The organism is Desulfitobacterium hafniense DCB-2 (assembly GCF_000021925.1).
Lineage (GTDB): Bacteria > Bacillota > Desulfitobacteriia > Desulfitobacteriales > Desulfitobacteriaceae > Desulfitobacterium > Desulfitobacterium hafniense.
Genome location: NC_011830.1, coordinates 3,795,968 through 3,811,217, shown reverse-complemented (window position 1 = coordinate 3,811,217; position 15,250 = coordinate 3,795,968). Strand labels below are relative to the sequence as shown.

Here is a 15,250-nt window from a genome sequence, read left to right as displayed (position 1 = left end):
AGCCGGGTTTTCTTTAGCTTACATATTTGGAATAGATTCCAGGAAGGAGTTTAAAATTATGGCTATTCAACGTCCGAAAGGAACACAGGACTTGCTGCCCGGAGTGGTGGAACAATGGCAGGACCTTGAAGAACAGATCCGGAAGATCTGTAGGGAATATGGCTATCAGGAGATTCGTACTCCTATCTTTGAAGCCACGGAGTTGTTTCAACGAGGGGTGGGTGAAACCACGGATATCGTTAATAAGGAAATGTACACTTTTCTTGATAAAGGAGATCGTTCCATTACCCTGCGCCCGGAAGGGACAGCCTCGGTGTGTCGTGCCTATGTAGAGAACAAGCTCCATGGCGGGCCCCAACCCGTAAAGCTCTACTACATTGGCCCCATGTTCCGTTATGAGCGTCCTCAATCGGGAAGGTTCCGGCAATTCCATCAGTTTGGGGTAGAGGTTCTGGGAGTGGATAAACCCATGGTGGATGCGGAGGTCATTACCCTGGTGTGGGATTTGTACAGCCGTTTAGGGTTGAAGGGATTGGAAGTTCATGTGAATTCCGTCGGCTGCCCGAGCTGCCGTCCGGAGCATAAGAAGAAACTCCAGGAATTCCTGGCTCCCCGCCAGGAGCAACTCTGTAAGGATTGTCAGTCGCGCTTTGAGAAAAATCCCTTGCGGATACTGGACTGTAAGAACCCAACCTGTCAGGAGATCACCCAGGGAGCACCGACGACCCTGGATACTCTATGTGAGGAGTGTGCAGAACACTTTAAGGAACTGCAGAGCTTACTGAGTGCCGCTGAAGTCGTCTATAAAGTCAATCCCCGCCTGGTGAGGGGACTGGATTATTATCGTAAGACCGCTTTTGAAGTCCTGGTAGAGGATATAGGTGCTCAAAGCGCCATCTGCGGAGGGGGCCGCTATGACGGCCTTGTCCAGGAAGTAGGCGGGCCTCCGACCCCTGGTATCGGTTTTGCCATGGGAATGGAGCGGGTACTGGCCGCCCGGAAGCTTGCTCAGGGAGAGCAGGAAGGGGAAGGAAAAGAGTATTTGATGCTGGTGGCCTTAGGGGACCAAGCCCAAAGGGAAGGTTTCGCCATCGTCAGCCGTCTGCGGAAGCAGGGAATGCCTGCCGGAATTGACCTATTAGGCCGGAGCCTTAAAGCCCAGCTTAAGGCAGCCGATCGGGTTCAGGCTCACTATGCTGCCATTCTCGGGGAAGAGGAACTCCATAAAGGAATCATTATTTTGCGGGATCTCAGGCTGGGAGAACAGGTTGAATTACCGCTTCAGGACTTTGAAGAGGTTGTGTGGAAGAGATATAAGGAGGATGGAAATTAATGACCTTATTAGCTGAACGAACAGAATCAGGAAGTTTGAGATTAAGCCATGCCGGAGCAGTGATTCATCTTTTGGGCTGGGTACAGCGCCGCCGGGACCATGGGGGAGTTATCTTTGTAGATCTCCGCGATCGCTCAGGGTTTGTACAGGTTGTATTTAATCCTGATATGCCTGATTTTGCTGCCGCAGAACGCCTGCGCTCAGAATATGTGGTAGCCATTAAAGGAAAAGTGCGCCCCCGTCCTGAAGGAGCGACCAACCCCAATCTGGAGACCGGGGAAATCGAAGTGGTGGCTGAATCGTTGACTATCTTAAATGGAGCCAAAACACCGCCTTTCTATATCCAGGATGATGTGGATGTGGATGAGATGGTTCGCCTTAAATATCGTTACCTTGATCTGCGCCGTCCGGAAATGCAGCAGGTTTTCAAGATTCGTCACCAGGTTACCCAAGTCATGCGGAATTTCTTCGACAGCCAGGGGTTCTATGAAATTGAGACCCCGATGCTGATTAAATCTTCACCGGAGGGGGCCAGGGACTATCTCGTTCCCAGCCGTGTTCATCCCGGGGAATTCTATGCATTACCCCAATCTCCCCAGATTTTTAAGCAGCTTCTAATGGTTTCCGGTATGGAGAAGTATTTCCAAATTGTGCGCTGCTTCCGTGACGAAGATTTGCGGGCCGATCGGCAACCGGAATTCACCCAATTGGATGTGGAGATGTCTTTTGCCGAAGTAGAGGATATTCTGCCCATGATGGAAGAGCTGATGGCTCGTATTTTTAAAGAGACCATCGGCCGAGATATTCCCCGTCCCTTCCCGCGGATGACCTACCAAGAAGCCATGGAGCTGTACGGCTCAGATAAACCGGATATTCGTTTTGGTATGGAAATGGTGGATGTGGCGGAATGCGTCAAGGATTCCAATTTCAAGGTCTTTACAGATACCTTAGCCAAAGGCGGACGGGTCAAAGCCCTTTGCGCCAAAGGCTGTGCAGGCATGCCCCGCCGTGAGTTGGATGGCTTGATTCAATTTGTCAGCATCTATGGCGCCAAAGGTCTGGCCTATATCGTTTTAGCAGAAGAGGGAATCAAATCCCCCATTGCTAAATTCTTCAGCGAAGAGCAGCTTAACGGCTTAATCGCCAAACTGAAAGGGGAAACAGGAGATATTCTCTTCTTTGTAGCCGATAAGGAAGCTGTCGTTGCCGATGCCTTGGGACACTTAAGGCTGGAATTAGGAAAACGTCTGGGACTCATACCTGAGGATGCCTTGAACTTCTTATGGGTTACGGAATTCCCCCTTCTCCAGTGGGATGAAGAAGATAAGCGTTTTGTAGCAATTCACCATCCTTTCACCTCACCCATGACCGAGGATCTGCCCCTCTTGCCAACAGAACCGGGTAAAGTCAGAGCCAAGGCTTATGATATGGTTCTTAACGGAACAGAATTGGGCGGAGGAAGTATCCGTATCCATCAAAGAGAAGTTCAGGAGCAGATGTTTGACCTGTTAGGCCTTACCCCTGAGGAGGCCAAGGCTAAATTTGGTTACTTGCTGGATGCCTTTGAATATGGTACGCCTCCTCATGGTGGGATTGCCTTTGGCTTAGACCGGTTGATCATGCTCTTAACGGGCAAGGATAATATCCGGGATGTGATCGCCTTCCCCAAGACCCAAAGTGCGTCTGATCTCATGATTCAAGCTCCATCTTCCGTTGACGAAAAGCAATTGAAAGAATTGCACATCAAAAGGGATATTCTGCCGGGTAAAACAAAATAATATAATGATATCAAATGGAACAATACATTCCATCTGAATTTTAAATAGCAAAACCTTTGACAAAGGAAGGGACTCTGTTTTATAATAAAGGATGTACCCCCTATGGGTATCAGAGAGGGGAACGTGTAGTGCAGGAAAACTCTGATTTAGCACAAAAGGAAGATATTATCCGTCGTTTGAAGAAAATTGAAGGTCAGGTTAAAGGTCTTCAGCGCATGGTGGATAATGAAAAGTATTGTGTGGATATTTTAATTCAAGTTGCAGCTGTACGCGCAGCCATTAATAAAGTTGGCGTTTTAATCTTTGAGAACCATTCGCGGGAGTGTTTGCAAAAAGCTGTAGTAGAAAACCATCAGGATGAATCCATCGATGAATTGATTGCCGTTTTAGCGAAATTCATTAAGTAGCTCATAGTTAATCCATTATGTTATTTATAGCAGCTGAATTAATTCAAACTAATTTGAGGAGGGTATATTCATGGCAGGCGAAAATGTTAAGACCTTTACAACAGCAAATTGGAATGAAGAAGTTTTGGGTTCCGACAAAGCCGTATTAGTAGATTTCTGGGCGGCTTGGTGCGGACCCTGCCGTATGGTTGCTCCTATCATTGAGGAGCTGGCAGATGAAATGGCAGGAAGAGTCATCATCGGCAAGCTTAATGTGGATGAGGAACCGGCAATTGCCGGACAATACCAAGTGATGAGCATTCCCACTTTAGCTGTTTTTAAAAACGGCCAAGTGGTGGATAAGAGTGTAGGGTTCCGCGGTAAGGCTGACCTCGTCAAAATGATTGAAAAACATGCCTAATTAAGTGGACTCTTGCCTTGGGTAACCTAAGGTAAGGAAGATCAAAACGGTGCCATTCGGCACCGTTTTTGTATTAATCAGGCTCCTTTGCTGTGCTTTTGTTATCATCAGGCTTAGTTCCATGTCATTCCGAGGGCGGAATAACCTGAGGTTTGCCGCGGTTATCGCGGTCCTGTCCCGTTCCGGAAGGAGTAAAGAAATTCTCTCCCTGGACTTCTTGGGGCAAATACCCTTGCTCCACCCAATGACCGGGATAGTCATGAGGATAAAGGTAGTTCTTGCCATGGCCCATTTTTTTGGCCCCCGGATAATTAGCATCCCGCAGATGCGCAGGAACCTGGCCGGTGGGATGGGAGCGGACATAGCCCGTGGCTCTGTCGATAGCCATAATGGTGCTGTTGCTCTTAGGAGCCGTGGCAATGGCCAGGACGGCTTGGGCGATTGGGATTCTGGCCTCAGGAAGCCCCACCCATTCCAGGGCATTGGCTGCTGCATGAGCCTGGAGCATCACCATAGGGTCCGCCAGTCCCACATCTTCGGAAGCATGGACGATAATCCGGCGCACGATAAAGCGGGGATCTTCTCCCGATTCCAGTAGGACTGCCAGCCAATAAAGGGCCGCATCGGGGTCGGAGCCGCGCATACTTTTGATAAAGGCTGAGACAATATCGTAGTGATTATCCCCATTTTTATCAAAACGCATTGCTCTTTGCTGTATGGATTCTTCAGCTACAGACAAAGTGATCCGGCGCACTCCCTGCTCAGGAGGGGTAGTGAGTACGGCCAATTCCAAAGCATTTAAGGCCCGCCGCAGATCCCCGTTGGCGAAATTAAGCCAATGCTCCCAGGCCTCCGGATCGATGCTTACCGAGTAATTTCCCAGTCCCCGTTCCTTATCGGCCAGAGCTTGTGCCAAGCCGCTGCGAATATCCTCTGCCGTGAGAGGCTGGAGGCGAAAGAGAGTGGAACGGCTTAACAGAGCGGAGTTAAGCTCAAAAAAAGGATTTTCGGTGGTCGCGCCGATAAAGGTAATGGTTCCATTCTCCACGGCGGGGAGCAAGGCATCTTGTTGACCTTTATTAAAACGATGAACTTCATCACAGAAGACAAGGGTTTTCTTGCCATAGAGATGCAGTTGCTCCGTGGCCGTTTGAATGATCTCCCGGATCTCTTTGACGCCGGCTGCCACTGCATTAATACGCACAAAGCCGGATGACGTGGTGTTGGCAATGACTTGAGCCAAGGAGGTCTTACCTGTTCCCGGAGGTCCGTAAAGAATGAGAGAAGTGACCCGGTCCGCTTCGATGGCCCGGCGGAGAAGCTTTCCCTTGCCGATGATTTCCGATTGCCCGATATAGTCATCAAGAGTTCGGGGACGCATCCGTTCGGCCAGCGGAGCGATTTGATGGGGGTTAAAAGAAGCTGAGAATAAGTCCATGCGTAACAATCCTTTCTGAAGCTGAACTCTATATTACATTGAAAACAAATGTGTCTTTAGGATAGGTACTAAGTAAAGGGAGCAGCTTGACCTAACCTTAGTATACTTTGTTTCCTGGTTTAATTAAAGAAAGATGAATGAGCAGTACACTAACTAAACCTCTACAGCTGATTATAATCAAAAAAGAGGTATAGCATAAGAGCTTCTGATAACTAAATGGGAATATATAGGTAAATTGAGCAAAGCACTGGAAACTGATAATATTTTATAAAAAAATCTGAGCAAATTGCTCGGGATTGACTTGACAAATCCCGAGTGTTTTTGTAAGATATCCTTGAAAAGCGAATTCCATATTACTTAACGGATGATAGAATGGGTGAAAAGGAGTGGGGGGTTTGAAGCTTTCTACGAAAGGCCGCTATGGTCTCACGGCCATGGTTGATCTAGCTTTAAATTCGGGCGAAGGGCCAATCTCCCTAAAAAGTATAGCCGATCGACAGGGATTGTCTGAGCACTATCTCGAACAGCTGATTTCCGGGCTGCGCAAGGCTGGGCTGGTGAAAAGCATTCGAGGAGCACAAGGTGGATATGTCTTAGGTAAGAAAGCAGAAAAAATCAGAATTGGTGATATCATCAGGGTTTTAGAAGGACCGATAGCGCCGGTGGAGTGCGAGGCCAATGGCGATCCTGAATGCTGTCAGAAGTCGGATTATTGTGTGACGCGGAGTATTCGCGAGAAGGTTCGTGATCCCATTGAAGATGTTTTGGACTCCATCAGCTTGGCCGATCTGGTCAGAGATCCTCAAACTATGTGTACTATTGCAGACCCTGGATAATAAAGCTTGCAGTTTAATCAGTGACTACTTATTAATCAAGTTTGCTAGGAGGAACTAACATGCGCAGAGTATATCTTGACCATAGCGCCACAACTCCAGTCGACCCTGAAGTTGCCAAGCTTATGATGACCTATTACACAGAGAAATATGGAAACCCCTCCAGTGTTCACAGCTTTGGACGAGACGCCAAAGCGGCCTTGGAGAATGCCAGAGAGTCTGTCGCCAAGCTTTTGGGTGCTCAGCCTACGGAAATCACCTTTACCAGCGGCGGCACAGAAGCAGATAACCTTGCCATCTTTGGCGTGACTGAAGCTCAGAGTAAAAAAGGGAAACATATCATCACTTCAGCAGTTGAACACCATGGAGTTCTGGAGGCCTGTGAATTTTTAGAGAAGAATGGCTATGAACTCACCATCGTTCCGGTAGATGAAGAAGGACTTGTGGCCGTTGAAGATGTAGCCAAAGCCATCCGGCCCGATACCATCCTGATTACCATCATGCATGCCAATAATGAAGTGGGAACGATTCAGCCCATTGCTGAGATAGGAAAACTAGCCCGGGATAAAGGCATTGTCTTCCATGTGGATGCAGTACAATCTTTCGGCAAGATTCCCATTGATGTGGTAGCTATGAACGTGGATCTTATGACCGTATCCAGCCACAAGATTTACGGGCCCAAAGGGGTAGGCGCTCTTTACATCCGCAAAGGTATCCGGATTATTCCCCGCATCTATGGCGGCGGCCAAGAGAAGAAACGCCGTTCCGGTACAGAAAATACTCCTGGAATCATCGGTTTTGGCAAAGCCTGTGAGTTGGCTGCCCAGCGGATGGAAGAAGAGGCTGTCCGGGAAGCCAAGCTGAGGGATAAGCTGCTTAGAGGCATTGTGGAAAAGATAGATTATGTCAAATTGAATGGTCCTCAAGGTGGAGAGAAACGGCTCCCCGGCAACTTGAATGTCAGTATTCAGTTTATCGAAGGTGAAGCACTGCTTTTAAGCCTTGACATGATGGGAATTGCTGCTTCCAGCGGTTCCGCCTGCACATCCGGATCTTTGGATCCCTCCCATGTCTTGCTGGCTATGGGGCTGTCCCACGAGATTGCTCATGGTTCCTTACGGTTCTCGTTCGGAGCTCAGAACACGGAAGAAGATGTGGATTACGTCTTGGAGCAATTACCCAAAATCGTCGAACGGCTGCGGATGATGTCCCCTCTCTATGACCAAGCCAAACATAGTCAATGCAGTCGGGCCAAAGCGCAATAGAAGGAGTGAGCGATATGTATACAGAAAAAGTAATGGATCATTTTATGAATCCCCGCAATGTGGGTGAGATTGAGGATGCTAACGGTGTCGGCGAAGTAGGCAACGCTAAATGCGGCGATATTATGCGTATCTATTTGGATGTTGAAGGCGATATTATTAAAGACGTTAAGTTCAAGACCTTTGGCTGCGGAGCCGCGGTAGCCACCAGCAGTATGGTTACGGAAATGGTTAAAGGCAAGACCATAGAAGAAGCTCTGAAAATTACCAATGCTGCTGTAGCTGAAGCTCTGGACGGACTTCCCCCGGCGAAGATGCACTGTTCCAACCTGGCAGCTGATGCCTTGCATGAGGCCATTAAAAACTATCATGAGAAAACTCTAAAGGTATAAGGGATGAAGAAATGACGCTTACCGAAAAGAAAAAGGTAGTGGTCGGCATGAGCGGCGGTGTGGACAGTTCCATGGCCGCCGCTTTGCTTAAAGAAGAAGGTTATGAGGTCATTGGCATAACCCTCCAAACCATGCCCTCCGGCGGCCCGGATGATGTGGGAGGGTGCTGTTCCATTACCGCCATCGATGATGCCCGGCGGGTAGCTCATCAATTGGGCATACCTCATTATGTTCTGAACTTTCGTACTATCTTTGAGGAGAATGTCATCGATTATTTTACCAACGCTTACCTCAGCGGTGAAACGCCTAATCCCTGTACCATGTGCAATCGGGTTGTACGCTGGGGAGAGTTTTTGCGGAAAGCCCGGGCTTTGGGGGCCGATTATCTGGCCACAGGCCATTATGCTAAAATTCTTCAGGACCCGGATAGCGGGCGTTACTTGATGAGCCGGCCGGTGGATACATGGAAGGACCAAACCTATATGCTTTACAACCTGACTCAGGACCAGCTCAAGCACACCTTGTTTCCCCTGGCAGACTATAAGAAAGAACATATTCGCGAGATGGCCGCTGAGCGGGGGTTGCTCCGGGTCTCCCGGAAGCCTGATAGTCAGGAAATATGCTTTATCCCCGATGATGATTATGTCTCTTTCATTCGCGAGCGGTCTCCGGACAAGATTAAGCCGGGGAATTTTGTTGATCGTCAAGGCAATATTCTGGGGCGGCACCAAGGCCTGATCAACTATACCGTCGGCCAACGGAAAGGTTTGGGAGTAACTTTTGGTAAACCCATGTTTGTCCTCGGCTTTAATGTGGAAGGCAATGAAGTGATCTTAGGTGAGGATCAAGAGGTATATGCCCATACTCTTCTGGCCACAGATTTAAATTGGATAGCCATTACCGGGCTGGAGGGGCCCTTGACAGTCCAAGCGAAAATTCGTTATAAGGCGCCTCTCGCTGAAGCGAAAATTATCCCCCTCAAGGATTCTGAAACATTGCCCGGAGCCATCGGCCCTGTAGTACGGGTAGAATTCACCACTCCGCAACGGGCTATTACTCCAGGGCAAGCCGTAGTCTTCTACCAAGGGGATCTCGTTGTAGGCGGCGGCAAAATCATCACGTGAATAACAGGGACAGGTACCGTTATTCAACGGTATTTTTGATAAAGAACGCCGTATTCTCTCGATTCATGTTCACAAAAATTTGTGAATGAACATTATTAAAAATGGGCAAAGTAGCATAGAACCATAAAGTTTTTTGAAAGGGAGGGAAAAAATGCGACGAACACGGGAAATCGTTGGTTTACCTGTATTGTGTTTAAAAAATGGAAACCAGGTTGGTTGGGTAAAGGATGTGGTTTTCGATGAAAGCAGCAGGAAGATTAGCGGTATTCTCTTGGAAAGCGCACACATTTTTCACTCCGAAAAGGGCTTGCCGCGGGAAGTTGTAGCTGCTGTTGGTAAAGACGCCTTAACTGTAAGAGACCATGTGGTTCAAAGACTTCAAGGGGTTAAATGGTCACAAAAAGTTGGCAATCAAGTTTTTACCCAAGGCGGGGAAGCAAAGGGCACGATTGAGGATGTCTTTCTTGATGATTCAGCTGAGAACATTGTGGGTTTCGAGGTTTCGGACGGCCTTTTTTCCGATCTTTTAGATGGCCGCGGCGCGATTCTGCAAGCGGACGTAATGGTAGATGGGAAAGATGTCTTAATCGTTGAAGACCAGGTATCCCCCTGGGACCAGGGAAATGAAGGGGGTTCACTATCATGAATTGTCCAGTATGTAGTGGTCGTGCTATCGGTAAAGTCGGAGTGGGTCAGTTTTATTGCTGGGATTGCTGCGTGGAATTCACCAGCGCTATGGACAAAGTCGTCATCTACGATTTGGCTGAAGACGGTTCCTTAGTGGCGTGGAATGACCCGGCAATCGGTGAAGAACTCAGTGAGGCTGCACTGGAGTAAAAGAAAATAAGGAGGGATATACCTTGAGGTCAGGACAAGTTATTGGAGGAATCGTAGCAGGCAGTATCCTAGGTATGACCGTTGGTTATATGATGCGTCCAAAGAATAAAGCTGCGTCTATGATGCGTAAGGGTATGAAGATGATGAAATTCTAGTCTCTCTCCAAAGTGTCAAATGCAAGAAATTCATGTAAAATGTTTCAGGGAAAGATAAGAGCGTAAGCACGGATGGCATGCCGGGCTTACGCTCTTCTTGTACAGTCGGATCATCCCAAATTCGGAATCGATTACGAATTTGGGTTAAATTTCCGGACACTTGAAGTAAAAATATGTGAAACAAATACAGTTGAAACAAAAAACAATGCCTTTGCGGAGGTATAAAACCTCTCGGAATGGGGGAAGACAAGTTCAAAAGAGGCTTGGAGGAGACTATGAAGAAAGAAAAATGGCGCTGGATTTTTCTCATTATTATTGTTTTGTTAGGTTTGCTCCTGATTCTTTCGGTGCGCCCTATCTTAAGCCCGTTTATGCTGGCTTTTGTCCTGGCCTATTTATTGGCCCCTGTCGTAGAAGCTTTGGTGAGACGGGGAGTGGGGCGGAAAATATCCATTGCTTTGGTGTTTGTCGGAATTCTCCTGAGCCTCGCTCTGCTCATCTTCATCGTTATCCCTAAGCTTTACATAGAACTGTCCAAACTGTCCCAGGTGCTGCCGGAGACCGTCCGGACCCTGGAATTGGTCATTCAGGATTTTCGGGCCAACTTCAGAGCTACAGGGCTTCCCCATCAGGTGGTCAGTGTCCTGGACGAACATTTAAGTGAAGGCGAGTCCTTCCTAATCCATTGGCTGGAAGAATTTCTGGATAATCTGCCTAAGGCCTTGACTTCCATGAGCCTTTTTATCCTTTCTCCGGTCATAGCTATCTACCTATTGGCTGATTGGCAACGTCTCCAGGCAGGGTTTTTAAGGTTAGTCCCTCAGCGCAAGCGGGTAGCCTGGCAAAGAGTGGTTCAGGATATCAGCCATATTGTCCGCAGCTTTATCCGGGGCAATGTTATCGTGGCCTTGATCGTTGGGATTCTCACCGGTGTAGGAGTAAAGTTGGTAGGCATGGATTATGCCTTACTGATCGGGGTGATTTGCGGAGTCTTTGATCTGATTCCTTATTTTGGCCCTTTGATCGGCGCTGTTCCTTCGGTGCTGCTGGGATTGATTCAATCCCCCATGATGGCCTTAAAAGTCGCCATAGTTATCCTGATCGTACAACAGCTGGAAAGCAGCATTATCTCCCCGAAGCTCATGGGAGACAGCGTAGGGCTGCATCCTTTGTGGATTATCTTTGCCCTCCTGGCGGGAGGAGAAATCGCCGGCTTTTGGGGGATGCTGTTTGCAGTACCTTTTGCCGCCGTATTGCGGGTGATCATCCGGCATATCTACTTCTGGCTGGTTTCCCCTGAGATGAAATGAAATCCAAACCTCCCTGCACCATATTGAAGGTATAGGGAGGTTTTGGATTTTGTGGGAGGAAATCTCTTAATAAAATGCAGTTTCATTTTCTTCTCATCGTGTAGGTCACGGAACTTTTCGCCGAGCGTCAACCTCAACTTCATAGCTCCCCCGGCTTTAGAATAAATCACTGTGCGTTCCTGTTCTGGTTAAATACAAAATCAGTTCGTTTTCCGTAAGCTCATAAACCAAGAGCCAGTCCGGTGTGATGTGGCATTCTCGGCATCCCTCATAATTTCCCTTCAAGGCGTGGTCACGATATTTGTCAGGCAGCGTTCTTCCTTGTGCAAGTGTTGTCACAACCTCATCCATCAGATTCATGTTGTATCCTCTCTTGAGGACGAGCTTCAAATCCTTTTTGAATTGGGTGGAAGGGAAGATTTTATACATCTGTCTCCACCTCGCGTAGAAGCTCAGAGAAGTTGGAGTAAAGTTTTTTATTCGGCTTCTGCTTCATGCGCTGTATTTCGTTGATCGCCGCCAGTGTTTCCTCGTTGGGCATATCCAACGAAACAGGAAAGGGTATTCCGTTTTGCCGAACCATGGTTTTTGCAAAAATGGTGAACGCAGTGGTCATAGTTAGACCTAATTCACCACATAGTCTGTCAAAATCTTGCTTCAGGTTTTCATCCATACGAATATTGATATTGGTCTGCGCCATAGCACCACTTCCTTTACGTTTACTACTATATTGTATGAATATTTATTTGCATTGTCAATAAATGTTTGTTTTTTAAGCAGCCGGAAGTGTGCCGGCATGGCGACCACCATCAGCCAAAATAGTAAATCAAAGAACTGAAACCAAACCTCCCTGTACCACACTGAAGGCATAGGGAGGTTTTGGATTTTGTGGGAGGAAATCTCTTAATGGGGTGGAATTATTAATTTAAGCAAATGAAGGCTTGTTAAGTGTTGTGACGATTAGCAAGGGGGGAGTCGAAGTGAAGTTTTTTTCTTTGATTAAAATCAATAGAAGGAGCCGAAATAAGCTTGAACGCCTTTACTCCCTATATAACAAGGATATGTTTTACCTAGCTTGTAGCATCCTAAAAGACTATCACCTGGCTCAGGATGCGGTCCATACGACTTTTATAAAAATAGCGGATAGATGGACACCATAGACGAAAAAGATAGAGCCTACATCTTTTCTATCGCTAAAAATACAGCTATTGATATCGGGCGCAAAAGGAGCCGCCAGGATTCATCTTTAGATGAAATAGAGAATTTAGTCGGTGATGAGGCTGTCTCAATTGAAGATGACATCATTAACAGGGAAATGTTTGATATCCTGCAGAAAAAGATCGACGAATTGCCGAATGCTTACGGGGACATCATCCTCTTAAAATACATTTACGGACTACCCGATCAGGAATTGGCTGAGATGCTGGGGATCAGCTTGGAGAATACGAGGATGAGACTCAGCAGGGCACGCAGGAAGCTGAAAGAGATGCTGACAGAAGGAAAGGAGGCACCGGACCATGAATAAGCCTTTATCTCCTAAGGAAGCTGCTCAGGAAAAAATGATGGATGCTCTTATGGAATATGCAGCCAATTGCTATAAGGACCATATGCTGGACACGATTGATGCCGAAAAGGAGAAGTTTTATCAAGAGAACACCTTTCCCCCTGAGTTAGATGTTCGTATGAAAAAGTTTTTCAGGCGCAGGCAACTGAAAGAGGATTTTTTACAAGCAGGCAAAAAGGGCTCCCAAATCCTAGCCAAGGTTGCCGTGGTTTTCTTAGCAGTGTGCCTAAGCCTGGGCGTGCTGGCAGCCACCAGTGAAGCGGCCCGAGTCAAAATCCTGAATTTCCTGATTGAAGCAGAGGACGAATTTACGAAGATCCGTTTTCTGCCTGGTCCGGAAAAGGAAGGGGTACCTGAGCATTTGGGCAATGTGTATATCCCAGAATATATTCCGTCAGGTTTTAAGATCGTCAATACGGAAACCTATTCATCAACTAAAATCATCTATTATGCTAATGAACAGGGTGAACAGATTGAATTTAACCAGTATACCAGTGAGACCATGGAATTAATGATTGATACGGAAGAAGCTCAAGTGGGAAAAGTCCTAATCCACGGTGTGGAGGGTCTGATTTCTGAAAAAGAGGGCTTTACCACGATAGTATGGCATGATCAAGAGCATTCCTTTTATCTTGCTTCGGAAATAGAAAGGGAGGAATTGATTAAAATGGCGAAAAGTGTAGGAAAATAGGTTAATTTTACTCTGAGAAATGTGTTATAAACCACCTCTCTGATTCGTTTATTAAGTAGAACCGTAAAAAGCGAAGAAAGGAGGTATTGATTAATGAGGAAAAGAGGGATAACAGCGGTTTTATTAGCGGTTCTTTTAGTAAGTTCAATTCCATCAGCCATTTTAGCTGACGAAAGAACTTCATGGACACAAGCCGCCAATGGGGGAATCATTCAGCCTTATTGGACCTATCTTCAAAAGTACCAAAATGACTTCTACATTGAACCCAATGGGATAGCATTGGTAGAGGTCATCGCAAGTGCACGGAATGGCGACGAGATAAGGATTGAGGCAGATTTGCAGCAGTATAGGAATGGGAATTGGACAAGCGTCAAAAATTGGTCAAAGACATCTGCGGGTGCCAGCTGTGGTCTCTCAGAAACATGGTATGTTATGAGCGGGTATTCCTACCATATGGCATCGAGTGTCAAAGTGTATAAGAATGGAGTGATGGTTGAGCAATCGAGTTATGTAAGTCCGACCTATTCGTATTAAGATGAATGAGGAAAAGCTGTAGTGTAATGGGCCCATCGCCACGAAGATGATAGTTAAGCTGAGCTTGCAGCCGCTTGTTAAAGGCGAGAATTATGTTACCTATGTATATTTTTGGATGGCAGTTTTTTTATTTGATCCTAGTGTCGAATTTCTAGTAGGCGCTATTCTGAGTAGAAGGGTCAATGAATGATAAATTTTCTTGAAAAATATTATTTCCACATTTGAATGGAGGGTTTAGTATGAAAAAAACGGCTACTTTGATGTTAGCAACATTCTTGTTGTTTTTCATGTCTTTTCCAGTATCGGCTGAGATTATTTCGAAAAATAATTTGCCGGAATTAGTCGATGAAATTTCAAAGCTTGATTCCCAAAATATTAACAATGAAAATATTGCTGATTTATCCCAAAAAGTAAATTCATTGACGGACAAAGAATTTGACGATTTTATCGTTGCATATTTAACAGGAGATAAGGAATTTACTAAAATTGATAATTTATTAAAAGTTGGGATTATAATTCAGCCGCCTAAAAAGGCGGACGAAAAAATTATAACCCAAGGTTTTGAAGCCCGAGATTTAAATATATATGTTACAGCTACAAAAAGAATTGGAGACCCATTCTACAGGCTTCTTGCTTACTATAAACCTTCGGCTGCTGAACAATTTCCAGCATCATACGATTCTATCACACTGTCTTGGGACAGTTCAAAAGGTGATTTCTACTCTTATAATACATCTAACTCTAATTACAATAGTCTCAAAAGCCCTGCAGGAGCATACAATGGAACATTAGTCTTTAATTCATATGACTATAGATATTCTATTTTAACTCCTGAACAATATGTAGCGGCATATGTTACTCCAATAGCTTCTGGGTATTTAGATTTCGCTGTTGAGTATCAACATAGTTTTACTAACTTTACGTTTAGTGGGACACTTGATCCCTCAGTCACTTTTTCCGGACTTGGGATAGTTAAAGGTTCTATAGGTGCTAAAATAAACTGGGCTCCTCAGGAAACTATTTGGTACAAAAGTGATATTAATGCAGTAAATCTGCCATAAGCTAATCATCAATCATAAAATTAAATGCTAGTTACAACTAGCATTTAATTTTGCTTATTTTTAACTCAGTAGCGTTGCATAAAGCTAACAACAAAAATGTCAAAGCTCAAATTTAGCTAAATTTAAGCAAA

At 46.0% G+C, this 15,250-nt stretch carries 18 protein-coding genes; 15 read left to right on the top strand and 3 right to left on the bottom strand.

The genetic code is table 11. The annotated features are described in order from the left end of the window. The first annotated feature begins 58 nt into the window (after positions 1–58). The 4 genes from hisS (at position 59) to trxA (ending at position 3,918) form a co-directional block, all read left to right on the top strand. Positions 59–1,333, top strand: a complete 1,275-nt coding sequence (hisS, locus tag DHAF_RS17890; RefSeq protein ID WP_011460333.1) for a histidine--tRNA ligase — start codon at positions 59–61, stop codon at positions 1,331–1,333. Then, the gene (aspS, locus tag DHAF_RS17885) at positions 1,333–3,111 is read left to right on the top strand and encodes an aspartate--tRNA ligase (protein WP_015944679.1); all 1,779 of its coding nucleotides are present in this window, start codon (positions 1,333–1,335) and stop codon (positions 3,109–3,111) included. Before hisS ends, aspS begins: the two co-directional genes overlap by 1 nt. A 128-nt stretch (positions 3,112–3,239) precedes the next feature. Beyond that, entirely contained in the window at positions 3,240–3,518 is a 279-nt protein-coding gene (locus DHAF_RS17880) for a metal-sensitive transcriptional regulator (protein WP_011460331.1), read from the top strand. A 70-nt stretch (positions 3,519–3,588) separates the two neighbouring features. Beyond that, positions 3,589–3,918 (top strand): thioredoxin, encoded by a 330-nt coding sequence (trxA, locus tag DHAF_RS17875; RefSeq protein ID WP_005810823.1) that lies wholly within the window; start codon positions 3,589–3,591, stop codon positions 3,916–3,918. A 124-nt stretch (positions 3,919–4,042) separates the two neighbouring features. Here the strand turns inward: trxA and DHAF_RS17870 are convergent, their stop codons facing one another. Further along, positions 4,043–5,356 carry a replication-associated recombination protein A gene (locus DHAF_RS17870; protein WP_005810826.1) on the bottom strand — a complete coding sequence of 438 codons (1,314 nt, stop codon included), beginning with the start codon at positions 5,354–5,356 and terminating at the stop codon, positions 4,043–4,045. Positions 5,357–5,751: 395 nt separating this feature from the next. Between DHAF_RS17870 and DHAF_RS17865 the strand changes: the two genes are divergently transcribed. The 7 genes from DHAF_RS17865 to DHAF_RS17835 all read left to right on the top strand — a co-directional run bounded on the left by DHAF_RS17865 (position 5,752) and on the right by DHAF_RS17835 (position 11,269). Then, entirely contained in the window at positions 5,752–6,192 is a 441-nt protein-coding gene (locus DHAF_RS17865) for an RrF2 family transcriptional regulator (protein ID WP_011460328.1), read from the top strand. A gap of 59 nt (positions 6,193–6,251) precedes the next feature. After that, positions 6,252–7,454 (top strand): cysteine desulfurase NifS, encoded by a 1,203-nt coding sequence (gene nifS, locus DHAF_RS17860; protein WP_011460327.1) that lies wholly within the window; start codon positions 6,252–6,254, stop codon positions 7,452–7,454. 14 nt (positions 7,455–7,468) lie between these two features. Further along, positions 7,469–7,843, top strand: a complete 375-nt coding sequence (nifU, locus tag DHAF_RS17855) for a Fe-S cluster assembly scaffold protein NifU (protein ID WP_015944678.1) — start codon at positions 7,469–7,471, stop codon at positions 7,841–7,843. 11 nt (positions 7,844–7,854) lie between these two features. Next, positions 7,855–8,967: a tRNA 2-thiouridine(34) synthase MnmA gene (gene mnmA, locus DHAF_RS17850; protein ID WP_015944677.1), complete on the top strand. Its 1,113-nt coding sequence runs from the start codon at positions 7,855–7,857 to the stop codon at positions 8,965–8,967. Between the two features lie 151 nt (positions 8,968–9,118). After that, the gene (locus DHAF_RS17845; RefSeq protein ID WP_015944676.1) at positions 9,119–9,613 is read left to right on the top strand and encodes a PRC-barrel domain-containing protein; all 495 of its coding nucleotides are present in this window, start codon (positions 9,119–9,121) and stop codon (positions 9,611–9,613) included. Next, positions 9,610–9,804 carry a hypothetical protein gene (locus DHAF_RS17840; RefSeq protein WP_005810836.1) on the top strand — a complete coding sequence of 65 codons (195 nt, stop codon included), beginning with the start codon at positions 9,610–9,612 and terminating at the stop codon, positions 9,802–9,804. The genes DHAF_RS17845 and DHAF_RS17840 overlap by 4 nt, the downstream gene beginning before the upstream one ends. A gap of 430 nt (positions 9,805–10,234) precedes the next feature. After that, on the top strand, positions 10,235–11,269 hold the full coding sequence (locus DHAF_RS17835; RefSeq protein ID WP_015944674.1) for an AI-2E family transporter: 1,035 nt from the start codon (positions 10,235–10,237) through the stop codon (positions 11,267–11,269). 156 nt (positions 11,270–11,425) lie between these two features. On the opposite strand, the gene DHAF_RS17830 is transcribed toward DHAF_RS17835, so the two are convergent. Together DHAF_RS17830 and DHAF_RS17825 are read right to left on the bottom strand one after the other, a co-directional pair. Then, positions 11,426–11,698: a type II toxin-antitoxin system YafQ family toxin gene (locus tag DHAF_RS17830; RefSeq protein WP_005810841.1), complete on the bottom strand. Its 273-nt coding sequence runs from the start codon at positions 11,696–11,698 to the stop codon at positions 11,426–11,428. Further along, a complete protein-coding gene (locus DHAF_RS17825) occupies positions 11,691–11,969 on the bottom strand; it encodes a type II toxin-antitoxin system RelB/DinJ family antitoxin (RefSeq protein WP_005810843.1) in 279 nt (92 codons plus the stop codon). Before DHAF_RS17825 ends, DHAF_RS17830 begins: the two co-directional genes overlap by 8 nt. 447 nt (positions 11,970–12,416) lie before the next feature. Here DHAF_RS17825 and DHAF_RS17820 point away from each other — a divergent pair, with 447 nt between their 5' ends. The 4 genes from DHAF_RS17820 (at position 12,417) to DHAF_RS17805 (ending at position 15,119) form a co-directional block, all read left to right on the top strand. Continuing rightward, positions 12,417–12,794: an RNA polymerase sigma factor gene (locus DHAF_RS17820; RefSeq protein ID WP_242659900.1), complete on the top strand. Its 378-nt coding sequence runs from the start codon at positions 12,417–12,419 to the stop codon at positions 12,792–12,794. After that, on the top strand, positions 12,787–13,524 hold the full coding sequence (locus DHAF_RS17815; RefSeq protein WP_015944673.1) for a DUF4367 domain-containing protein: 738 nt from the start codon (positions 12,787–12,789) through the stop codon (positions 13,522–13,524). The genes DHAF_RS17820 and DHAF_RS17815 overlap by 8 nt, the downstream gene beginning before the upstream one ends. Before the next feature lie 93 nt (positions 13,525–13,617). Further along, on the top strand, positions 13,618–14,058 hold the full coding sequence (locus tag DHAF_RS17810) for a hypothetical protein (protein ID WP_015944672.1): 441 nt from the start codon (positions 13,618–13,620) through the stop codon (positions 14,056–14,058). 239 nt (positions 14,059–14,297) lie between these two features. Further along, positions 14,298–15,119 carry a hypothetical protein gene (locus DHAF_RS17805; RefSeq protein ID WP_015944671.1) on the top strand — a complete coding sequence of 274 codons (822 nt, stop codon included), beginning with the start codon at positions 14,298–14,300 and terminating at the stop codon, positions 15,117–15,119. The last annotated feature ends 131 nt before the right edge of the window (positions 15,120–15,250 follow it).

Bases quoted from the DNA above. Each gene is read 5' to 3' on its own strand.
- mnmA (WP_015944677.1), top strand. From the start codon at position 7,855: ATGACGCTTACCGAAAAGAAAAAGGTAGTGGTCGGCATGAGCGGCGGT.
- DHAF_RS17825 (WP_005810843.1), bottom strand. From the start codon at position 11,969: ATGGCGCAGACCAATATCAATATTCGTATGGATGAAAACCTGAAGCAA.
- aspS (WP_015944679.1), top strand. From the start codon at position 1,333: ATGACCTTATTAGCTGAACGAACAGAATCAGGAAGTTTGAGATTAAGC.
- trxA (WP_005810823.1), top strand. From the start codon at position 3,589: ATGGCAGGCGAAAATGTTAAGACCTTTACAACAGCAAATTGGAATGAA.
- hisS (WP_011460333.1), top strand. From the start codon at position 59: ATGGCTATTCAACGTCCGAAAGGAACACAGGACTTGCTGCCCGGAGTG.
- DHAF_RS17815 (WP_015944673.1), top strand. From the start codon at position 12,787: ATGAATAAGCCTTTATCTCCTAAGGAAGCTGCTCAGGAAAAAATGATG.
- DHAF_RS17805 (WP_015944671.1), top strand. From the start codon at position 14,298: ATGAAAAAAACGGCTACTTTGATGTTAGCAACATTCTTGTTGTTTTTC.
- DHAF_RS17810 (WP_015944672.1), top strand. From the start codon at position 13,618: ATGAGGAAAAGAGGGATAACAGCGGTTTTATTAGCGGTTCTTTTAGTA.
- nifU (WP_015944678.1), top strand. From the start codon at position 7,469: ATGTATACAGAAAAAGTAATGGATCATTTTATGAATCCCCGCAATGTG.
- DHAF_RS17830 (WP_005810841.1), bottom strand. From the start codon at position 11,698: ATGTATAAAATCTTCCCTTCCACCCAATTCAAAAAGGATTTGAAGCTC.
- DHAF_RS17840 (WP_005810836.1), top strand. From the start codon at position 9,610: ATGAATTGTCCAGTATGTAGTGGTCGTGCTATCGGTAAAGTCGGAGTG.
- DHAF_RS17820 (WP_242659900.1), top strand. From the start codon at position 12,417: ATGGACACCATAGACGAAAAAGATAGAGCCTACATCTTTTCTATCGCT.
- DHAF_RS17845 (WP_015944676.1), top strand. From the start codon at position 9,119: ATGCGACGAACACGGGAAATCGTTGGTTTACCTGTATTGTGTTTAAAA.
- nifS (WP_011460327.1), top strand. From the start codon at position 6,252: ATGCGCAGAGTATATCTTGACCATAGCGCCACAACTCCAGTCGACCCT.
- DHAF_RS17870 (WP_005810826.1), bottom strand. From the start codon at position 5,356: ATGGACTTATTCTCAGCTTCTTTTAACCCCCATCAAATCGCTCCGCTG.
- DHAF_RS17835 (WP_015944674.1), top strand. From the start codon at position 10,235: ATGAAGAAAGAAAAATGGCGCTGGATTTTTCTCATTATTATTGTTTTG.